Origin of the sequence: Bacillus sp. M13(2017) (genome assembly GCF_002218325.1) — a bacterium.
Lineage (GTDB): Bacteria > Bacillota > Bacilli > Bacillales > Bacillaceae_G > Bacillus_A > Bacillus_A thuringiensis_K.
In genome coordinates this window covers 469,997-483,796 of record NZ_KZ268501.1, presented here as the reverse complement: position 1 = coordinate 483,796, position 13,800 = coordinate 469,997, and the positions used below count along the sequence as shown (strand labels likewise).

Genomic DNA, 13,800 nt, shown 5'->3' with positions numbered 1-13,800 from the left:
GATTATACATTTGTATACACTTTTTATTTTCCCTATAATTTATATATTAATCTATTTAATTCCATCCTAGAGCACCGTTGCGGAAGGCAATGTATGCCCCCGCTCCCTATAAGAGAATAGCAACAAATTTTCAATTTAAATAACTACTTACATTAATGGATGTGAAGTTACGCCTAAACAAAGCCTCTCACTTACTAGTTAAACGAGACATTTCCATAGATTTTTTCGTACAACGTTTCATAGCTGAAATGATAGCTGTTCTTAAACCTTTTTCTTCTAGTGTTGCTACAGCTTCTATCGTCGTTCCACCTGGAGAACAAACCATATCCTTCAATTCACCTGGATGTATTCCCGTTGCCAATACCATTTTTGCAGAACCTAATACAGCCTGAGCCGCAAATTTATAAGCTTGTTTTCTCGGCATACCGTCAAGTACAGCAGCATCTGCCATGGCTTCTATAAACATATACACATATGCTGGAGAAGAACCACTAATAGATGTAACAACATCCATTAGTTTTTCATTTACGACCTCCGTCTGGCCGAAAATATTAAATATATTTAGTACCTCTTTTATATCTTTTTCTGTAACCATTTCATTAAAAGATAATGCAGACATTCCTTCCCCAACAAGTACCGGTGTATTAGGCATTACCCTAATAACCTTTAACTTTCTATCAAATTCATTCTCAGTGCTCTTAATACTTTTTCCTGCAGCAATAGTTACAACAATTACATCATCTTTTATTTGGTCTTTTATTTGGTTAATTACCGATGTGTATAGGTCTGGTTTAATTGATAAAATTAAAATGTCAGCACTGTTAGCGACTTCATTATTGTTAGTAGTTATAGTTATGCCATATTTATCACTAGCATTTTTTAAATTGCTGACGTTTAAATCTGAACAAATCATTTGATTTGGAGACACTATATTTTTATTAATCATCCCACCTATCATAGCAATACCCATGTTTCCACATCCGATAAATCCTATTTGTTTATTCATAATAATTTGATCTTGCTCCTTTTATTCTAAACTTTATTGATTTTGAAATTATTATTCTAAGTTAGGGCTATTACAATTACTGGGTTTATCAATAGAATTTAAAAATTCTCCTTCCTATAATGAGCTACACTTTTGTATGTACTTTACAAGCATGCATTTAAAAAATGTAGAGACTTTCTATTCATAGAACTATTAAAAACAAGAGTAAAATGGTGATGATTTTTCGGAATTAATATTCTTTAACTATTCACCATTTTAAATAGAGCTTACATATTCCTCTAATAATTACTTATTTTCAAAATTTATAGTTACGCTTAAGAAAATGTATTTAAGTTCCAAATAATTATCGCCGTAGATAGTATGAAACAAAGTAATGCAGGAATTATCATTAAAATAGATTGTTTTGCTCGAAAAATATGAGCATGAATGGCTCCGACCATGAGAACTGCTAATAATATATTTGCTCCTAGCGCTAAGTATTGATTCCAAATACCACCGATTATACCTATTGCTCCAATAATTTCAATAAAACCAATTATAGACATAAACCATAATGGATATTGATATTGTTGCCAATGTTCCACCTGAAAAGATATACGAAAAATTTTTATGAATCCCCCTACTACAATAAAAATTGCTAAAACTACCTGAAGAACAATCATCATTTAAACTCTCTCCTTTTAAGACTTTGTTAATTTCTATTTTAAAATTGTTTCAATTAAATATTTTGTAACCCTTTTAGATAGCTCTCTATTGCTATCTTCTTTCCATGTATTCGGTGGAAACCTACTTCTTTTACCGTCTAATATTTCTTGATAGATTTCTTTTATTTGCACTGCTTTCGCTTGCACTTCAAACTCCCTCCTATTCAAGACATATAACGATTCCTCTTTCCTAACGTTAAATAAAACGCCAATAGTAACTATTGTGATCTACTTTTATAACGTAAAAGAAATGTATAGGGTAAAATCATTTCTTTAATCTATAATAAGAAGGACATAAAAAAACAAAAAGTTACAAAAATTTTCAAATTAAAATTTTTGTAACTTTTTGTTTTTGTGTAAATATAAGGTCAATTAAGACGTCTCACCGTTTTAAACTTGACGCTCCATAATCTTGTATAGTTACATTTATATGATATTTAATCGGTACCTTACTAAATGTTCGATCCCAATCTTTTTTGACTTCCTCCCATGTTCTCGGGTGTTTAATTCTTAATTGGTTGCCAAAACCCGCAATATCGACTTGATATTCTTTTTGTATTTTTTTTGTAACATGATGTACTAAGTGCTTTACTTCATTTTCAATAGCTTTTTCTTCCCTTTTTAAAAATTCATTTTCAAAATCTTTTCCTGGTTGCACCCAATTTTCAGACAAACGTCCTTCTGATTCAATGTTTACATCAAAGGAAATATTATTTCCGTTAACATGTGGTATGATTTTGCTTTTTATTGACTTTATTTCGTATATAATGAGTTTCTTTGATTCTTTATCAAAAGTTTTTATCACACCACCATTCCTTTTTCCGTTTATCCATACTACTCCTTCCAATTCCTGTTCATTTAAAAAGCCCATCAATTTTTTTGTCTTCCCTTTAATTACAGCAGCTCCTGCAAATTTTGTTTCCCCATTCATCGAGATTACATTTTGCAAAAGAAAACTGGACCCTGACCGCATCTTTCCTTCTAATTTAGCGAGCGATACAGGAGCCAAAATCCTTGTTGTTCTATTTCTATTATCTGCAATTCCAGACAAACGAAATGCTGGGATTTCTCCTTTTTTGTTTGATTCCAGTACCTCCTTCGCTAGCCCCTTGCTAATTAAGATCATAGAGCTCAGCCGAACTTCATTGTCACGGAGATACTGTTCAAGTAATTGTTCTAAACTGTATGTACGTACAAGACTATCACTAATAACAATGTTTTTTAAATGCGGGCTGAACATTTCGCTCTCTCTTTTCAATGAAAGCTCCCGAACAATTTGATGAATGGAATCACCGGTCTCAGAAACATTTATATACCGTTTTTGTTGTCCGTTTCCTTTACTTTGTGCTTGCGAACTAACAATTTGATAAGTAGCTGTTATAAGATTTCTTTTAGGATATCCTCCTTCCTCATCCTCTTTCTCAATTGTTGAATCCTTCCCTTTATCTAGTGCTATACCTGCAGTTAAACTCAACTCTTCTACTTCTTTACTGCTCCAACATCCTGTTAAAAATAGGAGCACAAGCATCGATAACAAAGCCAAATAGAACCGCATATAATTAAATTTCGTTTTCACACTATTCCTCCTTTTAATCGCTTAATAATAAGAAGGAGCAGTGGCAGTAAACCAAATAAAAATATAGCAGCATTACCGAGCATATCCCCCAATTTAAGCAAATGATTTATATTTTTCGAAGTCATAGCAATGATGTAAATGATTGGAATCAAAGCAAAAATAAATGGATGAATACTCTTTTTAAAGAGTTGGGCTAATCCTAATGCAGCTGCATAGTAACTAATCGTATAGGTAGCAAATATTTGCATAATCCATATTACAAGTAGTAAAGATTCAAAACGTTCAAATATCAAACCAGAAATTTCAAAACTGCGCATAAGGTCAATTGTCGGCCATGTTCTTGTTACAACCCCATCAATTGATAATGCACCGATGACCATTACAACAGTTATTACATAAAAGATTAACGGAATAGAAATTCCAACTAAAATAGCTTTTACTGCTTTATTTCGTTGTTCCATAAACACCAAAAGAATTAACATAATTTCAGGACCTGTATATGCGAGAGACGTTGTTTTTATCCCATCTAACACTGGTTTAATCCCAAAACCCAATACGGGACGGAGATTATCTATCTCAAATATTCCGATACTCATAAAGGAAATGACTAAAAAAATAAAAACAGTAATAGGGAATATTATTTCAAACATCCGTGCAATTGAGTTAATACCACTCATAATCAAATAAAGACCTATCCACATAAAAGGCATAATAATAGCCCATGTAGGAGTTCCTTCGAGCAAAAAAAAGCTTATTACTTCTGCCATTGAACGAATTTGAAAAGCTGAGGTTGTAAGAAAATAACCTATAATAAGAAAACTAAGCAACCTGCCTATCCATTTCCCTACAATTTCTTGACTGTATTGATAAAAGGTTTTTTCTGGGAATCCTTGACTTAATTTGACCATGATTACTCCTGAAACCATTGCGAGTATTCCACCTAATATCACACTTAGCCATACATCTGGTGTTTTCACTTTTTCCACAGATGCTCTGGGCAGAGTGAGGATTCCTGTTCCGAGTATGTAATTTACAATAATAACAACTGCTTGCGAAGTTGTTATTCGGTCTTGGGATTTAGTAATCACTGAAGGCCACTTCCTTTCGTCATCAGCTACTTTTTGCGGATAGTTTTTTTAGTATGCATTATTTTTGGTCTACGTCTCATTATTTTTAATGGCATGCGAACCATAAAATCTTTCCAGTCACTAAATCGATACGGAACAGCAGGGCTAGTATAAGGAACGCCAAAACTTTTCAGTTTCACTAAATGACTGCAAAGTAAAAGAAAGAAGAGAATAACTCCATACAATCCAAATATCGCAGCACAAAACATAGCTACAAAACGAAGAATGCGTAACGTAATTCCCACACTATATTGTGGGATAGTAAAAGAAGAAATAGCTGTTACCGCAACAACGATAACCATTATTGGGCTAACGATTCCTGCTTCTACGGCAGCCTGACCAATTATTAAACCGCCCACAATTCCCATTGCAGGTCCAATCGGTTTAGGCAGACGTAAACCTGCTTCTCGTAAAACTTCGATGGCTACTTCCATAATCAACGCTTCGATTAAAGCGGGAAAAGGAACTCCTTCTCGCGATCCGATAATAGAAATAGCTAGCTTGGTGGGAATTAATCCTGGATGAAATGAAATAAAAGAAATATACAGTGCTGGAGCAAATAATGAAACAAACGCTGTCATGAAGCGTAATAAGCGGAGAAGCGTACCAGGAAGCCACCTTTCATAATAATCTTCTGGTGATTGCAGCAGCATACTAAATGTAACTGGAGCAATTAAAACAAATGGTGTTCCATCTAACAAAATAGCTACTCGGCCTTCCATCAAAGCACTAATAACACGATCAGGTCGTTCTGTATTTTGAATCTGCGGGAAAGGACTGAGATAATTATCTTCAATGAGTTGCTCTATATAACCAGATTCGAGTACACTGTCTATGTCAATTTTCTGAATTCTGTTTTTTATTTCTTCCACCAATTCTGTACTAGCAAGATCTTTAATAAATGCGACAACTAATTCTTTCTTTGCACGTTCTCCTACTGGTAGCTTTACTAATGATAAGTTCTCATCTGCACAATGCCGTCGCAAAAGTGAGGTATTATCACTTAATACTTCAGTAAAACCAACCCGTGGCCCTCTGACTAATGCCTCTGATACTGGTTCTTCCATGTTTCGTTTATTTGCTTTTGTTGTACCAAGAATAAACACATCTGCTAAACCATCAATTAAAAGAGCTGTTGAACCTATCAATACTTTGGATATCACATCTTTTATGTAATGGACTTCTGCTACTTCACTAATTGTAAGAACTTTATTTTTAATATATTCTTTTGAAACAGTCCCCTCCACATAAGAAGATTCATTTTTATATTCGTCAGAAAAATCATCCATTAGTAATTTCATAATATGTTTGTCAATGATCTCTTTATCTGATAGACCATCAACAAAAATGATCCCAGCTTGAATATCTGTGCGTCCAATATTAAACTTCCGAAAGCGAACATCAGAATTATGTCCGATCTGTTGCTTTATAAGTTCTAAGTTAGAGGCAAAATCGTTTGTGAAATGAACGGTTGCATTTTGAGAAGGTTTATACTCTTGTTTCGTTTTACTTTGAATATTATTTTTCTTCACTTGTTTGTCTCTGGACTTCCACCAACTCATTCTTCCCACTCTTTCTCTGTCATACGAACCCAATGAAAAAATCTTGAGATAGTATACGGAATTAAAAACAAAATAAAAGCTTGTACAAAGACTTTCCAATCTGGAAAATAAGAAGTAATTATGTTCCACATGTTTATCACCCAATTTATATACTCTGTTAGGATTGAAATTTCTAAAGAACGATATGTACTTAATAAAAAATAACGATAAGATTAAAGAGCAGAAAAGCGAGACATTATACTTATTTAGTACCAATAACCTAGTTAGTATAAAAACATTTCTGACCTAAAATACCATTTTTAATTATAATTTGTTAAATATTATCTCCTATTCCTTAATTTGTATGCCTGCATTTGAATTTCAAATAATATAAGTATGAATGATATTTTCTCTAAAAGAAAAAAAGATGCTAGAAGATAGCATCTTTTTTTAAATTCAACTTACTATGTAGTTATATTTTATTTTGGAAATACTCGTTTTTAAATGAATATTAATGTGTAAGAAATACATATTCTTTTGTTCCAAGTTAGTACATTTCTACCAAATCGATACGGAATTTTCTGATTTTAAAAATGATATGAAAGAAAGGAAAATACTCTCTTAGAAAAACTATATAAAACAAATAACATGAAAACAACTATCAATCTATTAATTGAAAATGATAATGAGCAAGAGTTTATCATCTTAATTCCAAGTGTATTCGTTTTGCTTCAAAATAAAGAACTTGAATGAATTTTTTCGTATCAATACGAGCAGGTACTGTTGGTTCATTATTCAATTCTGTCATCTTTCTCCTTACGGTAGTAAAATCAAAAAATCTAGAAGCATAATTTTCGAACTTCGGGTTTAAAAAATCAGTAAGTCCAAGAGATGCTAAATGGTTTAATGATTGATAAATTGCTCTCCGAATCCGTTGTTTGGAAGCTTCTATGAACCTTTTTAATTCGGTATCTTCAGCTGAATCCCCAAGTTTTTTTTGAGCTAAATTCATAAAAATCTCTTTTAGTGAGGGAAAACCTTGTTCCAACGTGTTATCTTGTTCATATTTATATAAATAATCTAGCATATCCATTAAATCTTTACTTCCATTTTCACTGGCTATTCCTAATTCCGACAAAAGAAAATGAATGGAATTTTGAAAATGATTAAAAGTATTTAAATGTTTTTCATTACGGTATTTTTCTTGCGCACTTGAATTACTATCCAATTTTAGTACCGTATTAAGCGATTCTTGAATGTTTTTTATCGATTTTTCCAAACGAATTCTTTCAATGACTTTCCGGACAACTGTTAATACTTCAATCCGGTTAATTGGCTTAATAATATAGTATTCAACGCCAAGCGAATAAGCTTCAGCAATTAATTCTTTTGATTCTACTTGAGAGACCATGATGATTTTCCCTTTAAACGAAGGCTTTATTTGACGAATTGTTTTTATTCCATCTTGAATGGGCATTAACAAATCAATAAATAAAATGTCTATATTTTTAAGGATCGGCATGTATTGCTCTAAAGATAAACCATCCTCAGCTTCTCCTATAACCTCTCCAAGATCTTCATCCTCGATAATTTGAGCCAACATTGAACGAACCGCTTTTTCATCATCTACTATATAAAAATACATAGAATCACCCTTTCGAAATTATATGATCAATCCCTAATCTAATTATAAAAATTGATCCTCTTCCTTCGGTTCTGTCCTCAAGCGTAACATCACCTTCAAGTTGTTCGACCATTTCTTTAACATACGATAGTCCGATGCCTGTCGATGGATTGCCTAAACCATCATATTTAGAAGTAAAACCAGGCTCAAAAATTGAATCTTTATATTTTGAAGAAATACCTGGACCGTTATCTCCTATTCGAAATTCAACGAAATGATGGTCTTTATTAATGTCAATTATAATAGTTCCCATACTTTGGATAGCCTCTACAGCGTTTGTCACGATATTATTTACAATAGATAGGATTGTATAAATATGATAATGAGGATGCACACCATCAATTTTATATACAAATTGGATGTCTTTCTCTAGCAACCGTGCATATTTCGTATTTGCCCGTATAATGATGTTTACTAGTTCATGTACAGACATATAATCTGTAAAACTTTCATCAGAAATTAGTTTTGAAAGTCCCGCAAAAATACGTTGATTATCCTTTTTAACGTCATGCACCTCACCAGCAATTTGTAATGCCTGTTGCCTTAAATCCTGAAACTGAAAATCCATCTGTTTATGCTCAAAAGAGTCTAAGGTTTTATATAAATCATAGGATTTTTTTGTTATATTCTCAGTATCTTGTAATGTTTTTTTTAAATGAACAGCATCTTCATATAAATTAGAAATGAGCATAAGCATATGTTCATTTTGTTTCTTTATGTGTCTCTCCCTTGATTGCGCTTCATACAATTTCATCATATTGAAAAAGCTTAGAACTATAAAACTATGGGAACATGCGATAACAACGATCTCATTTATTGCCTCGGATGTGATCGATGTTTTTAATACGAAATATTGAATCATTAATTCCACACAGTCTGACAATATTTCAATAACGCAACCAATCAAACCAATCATTAGTGGTTGATGATAAAAACGTTTAATTTTTGCTAAATGAAAGAGATACGAATACGTAAAATAAAAGAAAAAACTAGGATAGTGAGTATGAAAAGCGGCTAACCAATCCATATTTCCCTTTATTATTACATCCATTGACATACGAAATACTACAACGACTATTGCTGTTAAAAAACCCGGTAAAAATGCTGGAACTCGTCGAAACAATAACAAAAAAAAGAAAAATGTCGGTGCACCAAAGCTCATTCTAAATGTTTCGTTTAAGGGAAATGACTTTATTTCACCTACTAAGGGTACTGTAAGTATCATTAAAACAAGAATATAGATGTCTTTTTTTACTAAATTACTAAGATTCAAAATAATCACTTCCCACTTTCGCCTAACAGTCAGTATACAAACCTATTTGTATTAATACAACACTTACTCTATTTTTTTCAAAAACTAATAAATAAGATATAAACGAAAGTATTACAGATTGTGAGTATTCATTACAGTCTTCTACTTTAGAAAGATACTTTATAACTCAAAAATGTTCAGACACAATATATGGCCTGAACACTTTTGGACTCGCTCTAACACCAAAATATTTGTGCTCCTTTTTAAAATATACTCAAATCCCATTCTTTTGCAATATGTTCTAACAACATAACTCCTGGTAAACTATTCCCATATTCATCAATGGCTGGTCCGTAAATACCAATACCACATCCATCTTGAAACGATAAATCCTTCCTAGATTTTGAGGGAACAAGTGTCATAATTCCGCCGGATACCCCACTCTTAGCTGGTAATCCAATAAAAGCAGCAAATTTCCCGGAAGCATTGTACATTCCACAAGTAAGCATTAAAGCTTTTGTTAACCTAGCTACTTCTTTAGGGAGCACTTGTTCTTTGCGAATAGGATGATATCCATCATGTGCTAGTATAAGCCCTATTAAGGCAATATCTTCTGTATTTATTTCAATTGAACATTGTTTTAGGTAAACCTCTAGTGTCTCCTCCACATCTGATTCTAGAAAACCATTCTCCTTTAAATAGTATGCTAAAGCTCTATTACGATGAGCCGTTTCCCATTCTGATTGAAATACTATTTCATTAATAGCAGGACGCTTCTCTATCATTTTTTCAATTAATACGTATAGAGATTCTAATTTTTCTTTCACCGATATCCCTGGCAAAAGTGAAGCTATCGTAATCGCTCCAGCATTAATCATAGGATTAAAAGGTTTTCCTGGTTTATGTATCTCTAAACGAATAATCGAATTGAAGGCATCTCCAGTTGGCTCTACGTCAACTCGTTCTAATACATAAGAAATACCACGACTTAAACAAACGGCTATAAACCCGATTACTTTTGATATACTTTGTAATGTGAAAGGTACCTCCCAATCTCCTGACTTTATCATTGTTCCATCTGGCTTTACTATACAAATCCCTAACTGCGATACATTTATTTCCCCCAGAGCGGGAATATAACTGGCGCTTCGTCCCTTAGCTGCATACGTTCGATAATGAGCTACCCATTGATCTAAGCAAACTTTTTCTTGACCCTCAATTTGAACGATAGAATCCTTTATCATTTAACAATATTCCCCCGTACTATTAACTTTATATAGAATAATTTTTTCTTTAATATCATCAATAATATTTGCACTAGAACCAAGAAAGATATTCAGACACATTGCAGTCTGAATATCTTTCTTATTACACACTTTTCTTTTTTGAAGTTTCCTCATAACTATCCCAACATTCAACATTTTCAAGTCCTTTAATGCTTTCTTTATAAAAAACAGGATCTTTACCAGTTTTTTTCTGGTTTATATAATCTTGTAACGCCGCAAATGCTACTTTTGAAAGTAAGGTAATAGCAATTAAATTAATAATAACCATAAATCCCATAAATAAGTCCGCTAAATCCCATACAATTTGAACCTTTGCAACAGAACCAAATACAATCATAGCCAACACACTTATTCTGTATGTCATTAACCACACTTTACTTGTATGTAAGAAGCGAATATTTGTTTCACCATAATAATAGTTGCCAATTAACGCACCAAATCCAAATAAAAAGACAAAGATAGCAAGACAACCCGATGCCCAAGAACCGATGTGTTCACTTAATGCTGCTTGTGTAAGTGCAATACCATTTAACCCCGGTTGTTTATATGCATCAGACAGCAAAATAATAAAGGCAGTACTAGTACAAATGATCAGTGTATCGGTTAATACACCAAATGCTTGAATCAGTCCTTGTTTCACCGGATGACTTGTTGTTGCTGTTGCAGCAACGTTTGGTGCACTTCCCATACCAGCTTCATTTGAAAATAAACCACGTTTAACTCCATTCATAAGTGCTGCACCAATTGAACCTCCTGCTATTTGTTTAAAACCAAATGCGTTTTGAACAATAAGAGAAAGAACTTCCGGCATTTTTGATATGTTGGTAACTACAACAAATAATGCAACTCCAATGTATAATACCGCTAAAAATACCACCTTGTATTCAGCCATTTTTGCAATACGTTGTACACCACCAAAGATAATCGCGGCGAAAGCAATGGCCATGATTATCCCAACTGTTAAACGATCTGTACCAAATGAATTTTGAAAAGCAATTGTAACTGTATTTGATTGTACTGAATTGAATACAAGACCGAAAGTAATTGTAATTAAAATAGAGAATAATACTCCCATCCAACGTTTATTTAACCCTTTTTCCATATAATAGGATGGCCCACCGCGGAAACCAGTTTTATCTTTTACTTTATATATCTGTGCTAATGTGCTTTCAACAAAACTGGATGCCGAGCTAATAATAGAAATAATCCACATCCAAAATACAGCTCCAGGACCTCCTAATGCAATCGCAATCGCAATTCCTGTAATATTCCCTGTTCCAACGCGAGCTGCCATACCAATACAAAACGCTTGAAAAGGAGAGATTTGATCTTTAGAACCACTTTTTCCCTCCATTAATACACGGACCATCTCTTTTAACATTCGAAACTGTACAAAATTCAATTTAAATGTAAAATAAATTCCGCAAATAACAAGCATAATAATTAACAATTTAGACCATAAAAAATCATTTGTTGATCCGACTAACTCTACAAAAAATCTTTCCATATTATCACTCCATACCAAAAATTTATCTATCATAATCTATATAAAATCACCTATATTCCGTGGCATAAATACCTCATTCATATTCAAATACAACAAGGATAAAAATTTTCTATATGAATAGAATTGGCCTGTTTAAGCAAACATCGCAACATGCACCTAAAAACCCAAATTTTCAAAAAATTATCGATTATACACACGATGCTCTATCCCTTTCTGCAAAACTAATATTCTTATCCACTATTGTTGTTGTACTATTACGTTTGTTTCGTTTACCGGTGATTTACATTTAAATCATAATAATCAATAGTGATTAAGTGGTTTTTTGTTAATTTTCTCAAGAACATGGAAATATCTCCTTTCTCACTACTAATCTCAAAAATAGGCTAGATAAAAACTTCACGAAAAATCTATAAAGCGCTTTCAATCTTCAACTAAGAGAAGCTTGTCTTTAATTTATAATTAAAAGTACAGAATGTTACGAAAAAGTACAGATTTTTATAAAAACAAAAAAATATTTTAAGATTTTTCATCTAAAAAACAGTGAGATTTTGTGAATTTTATACAGTATCCAAACATCGCGGATGCTGTTCTACCTAACCTTTGACAAGCCTCTATTTTCTTCATAAAAACATGCATATTTTTTCTCTTTTAGAAGTTCATATAAAGTATTTGAAATCAAGAATCAACGGGATATTATAAGAATATTTAAAAAATAAAACATTTAATTTATTTATGGTATCATACAAAAAACATTTGTTTTCTCAATTAATCCCCCTAGTTTGATTCGTCTATATTGCACATATTTGCAACATGAAAGACACTAAGAAAAAAAGGATTTTGTTGAAGGGATGAAACATTACAAAACTCTTATTTAGGACCATATGACATCCTCTTTTCTAGCAATATCGAGTTATCCCAAAAAACGTATATTTACTAACATAGATTACAGGTGGTGTATTGTGAAAGAAATAGTATTCGTTCAAAATAAAAAAAGACTCCTTATGAAATTCGAACTTTTAAAAAAGGATTTAGTACTTACCATTTCACTGATACTAGCAATTGTAAGCTGCTTCATACATTCGCCAAAGGTCGAATATATTAACTTTGAAGTGTTAATTAGCTTATTTAATCTAATGGTGGCCATTAAGGCCTTGGAACAACTAAAGATATTAGACAAACTTGCCGTTGCGATTTTAAATAAATGCAATAACAGCAGGTCAATATCTATTATTCTAATTTTGTTATGCTTTATTTGCTCCATGTTTGTAACAAATGATGTTGCTCTCCTCACTTTTGTACCAATAACACTTGTCATTAGTAAAAAAACACAAATGAACATGATGGATACAATCATCCTGCAGACAATTGCGGCAAACATCGGTAGTAGCTTGATGCCTATGGGAAACCCACAAAATTTATATCTATATTCTTACTATGGAATTAAGCTCATCCCATTTTTAGGTTCAATCCTGCTTTTAGCTGTACTTGGAATTAGTTTGTTGTTTATATTTACTCAAAAACTTCAAAAAACAGATTTAAAAATAGAACTACCTGTTATTACCGTGAAGAATCGAAAAAAAGCTACCATCTGGATTTTGATACTTATCACTATCATTGCATCTATTTTTGGTTTCATTAATTATTACATTGCGCTAATAGTTACATTGATGGCAGCTTTTACGTTAGATAGAAACTTACTATTAAAGATTGATTACTTTCTTCTAATAACCTTTGTCTGTTTTTTTATTTTTATTGGAAACATTTCTCATTCTGATGCGCTGGGGACCTTTGCTCGCGCTAATTTAAGAGGAGATACTTCAGTCTTCTTTAGTTCCATATTTTTGAGTCAATTGATTAGCAATTTTCCTACTTCAATTCTTCTATCAAACTTTACTTCTGATTGGAAAGCTTTATTACTAGGAGTAAATATTGGAGGGCTTGGAACAATTATCGCATCTTTAGCCAGTGTAATCTCCTATAAACTATTCATTCAGGCCAATGTTAAAGAGAGTAAGGCGTATTTAATTAAATTTAGCATTTACAACTTTTCATTTTTAATCATACTTACATGTATACAATACTTTATTTTTAAATTTCTATAACTTTAAAAAGTGATT

The 13,800-nt window shown here is 32.4% G+C and carries 11 protein-coding genes and 1 pseudogene; 1 reads left to right on the top strand and 11 read right to left on the bottom strand.

Annotated features, from left to right (window positions below):
- Window positions 1-187: 187 nt before the first annotated feature.
- The 11 genes and pseudogenes from proC to CGQ22_RS08710 all read right to left on the bottom strand — a co-directional run bounded on the left by proC (window position 188) and on the right by CGQ22_RS08710 (window position 11,683).
- Window positions 188-1,006, bottom strand: a complete 819-nt coding sequence (proC, locus tag CGQ22_RS08755) for a pyrroline-5-carboxylate reductase (RefSeq protein WP_089148566.1) — start codon at window positions 1,004-1,006, stop codon at window positions 188-190.
- A 314-nt stretch (window positions 1,007-1,320) separates the two neighbouring features.
- Window positions 1,321-1,671, bottom strand: coding sequence for a DoxX family protein (locus CGQ22_RS08750; protein ID WP_000973720.1), 351 nt, complete (start codon window positions 1,669-1,671; stop codon window positions 1,321-1,323).
- Between the two features lie 36 nt (window positions 1,672-1,707).
- Window positions 1,708-1,857: pseudogene (locus CGQ22_RS31920) on the bottom strand (DUF4046 domain-containing protein); the annotation flags it as partial.
- Between the two features lie 235 nt (window positions 1,858-2,092).
- Entirely contained in the window at window positions 2,093-3,286 is a 1,194-nt protein-coding gene (locus CGQ22_RS08745) for a Ger(x)C family spore germination protein (protein ID WP_000850038.1), read from the bottom strand.
- On the bottom strand, window positions 3,283-4,374 hold the full coding sequence (locus CGQ22_RS08740) for a spore germination protein (RefSeq protein WP_000629019.1): 1,092 nt from the start codon (window positions 4,372-4,374) through the stop codon (window positions 3,283-3,285). Before CGQ22_RS08740 ends, CGQ22_RS08745 begins: the two co-directional genes overlap by 4 nt.
- A 26-nt stretch (window positions 4,375-4,400) precedes the next feature.
- The gene (locus tag CGQ22_RS08735) at window positions 4,401-5,975 is read right to left on the bottom strand and encodes a spore germination protein (RefSeq protein WP_000119240.1); all 1,575 of its coding nucleotides are present in this window, start codon (window positions 5,973-5,975) and stop codon (window positions 4,401-4,403) included.
- A complete protein-coding gene (locus tag CGQ22_RS32390) occupies window positions 5,972-6,106 on the bottom strand; it encodes a hypothetical protein (protein ID WP_000267086.1) in 135 nt (44 codons plus the stop codon). Before CGQ22_RS32390 ends, CGQ22_RS08735 begins: the two co-directional genes overlap by 4 nt.
- Window positions 6,107-6,654: 548 nt before the next feature.
- Window positions 6,655-7,599, bottom strand: a complete 945-nt coding sequence (locus CGQ22_RS08725) for a response regulator (RefSeq protein ID WP_000274091.1) — start codon at window positions 7,597-7,599, stop codon at window positions 6,655-6,657.
- A 4-nt stretch (window positions 7,600-7,603) separates the two neighbouring features.
- Entirely contained in the window at window positions 7,604-8,920 is a 1,317-nt protein-coding gene (locus CGQ22_RS08720; RefSeq protein ID WP_000584815.1) for an ATP-binding protein, read from the bottom strand.
- 233 nt (window positions 8,921-9,153) lie between these two features.
- Complete coding sequence (gene glsA / locus CGQ22_RS08715) at window positions 9,154-10,134, bottom strand: glutaminase GlsA (protein WP_000588633.1); 981 nt, start codon at window positions 10,132-10,134, stop codon at window positions 9,154-9,156.
- Window positions 10,135-10,258: 124 nt separating this feature from the next.
- On the bottom strand, window positions 10,259-11,683 hold the full coding sequence (locus CGQ22_RS08710; RefSeq protein ID WP_000439288.1) for an alanine/glycine:cation symporter family protein: 1,425 nt from the start codon (window positions 11,681-11,683) through the stop codon (window positions 10,259-10,261).
- Window positions 11,684-12,642: 959 nt separating this feature from the next.
- Between CGQ22_RS08710 and CGQ22_RS08705 the strand changes: the two genes are divergently transcribed.
- Entirely contained in the window at window positions 12,643-13,785 is a 1,143-nt protein-coding gene (locus CGQ22_RS08705; protein WP_089148565.1) for an anion transporter, read from the top strand.
- The last annotated feature ends 15 nt before the right edge of the window (window positions 13,786-13,800 follow it).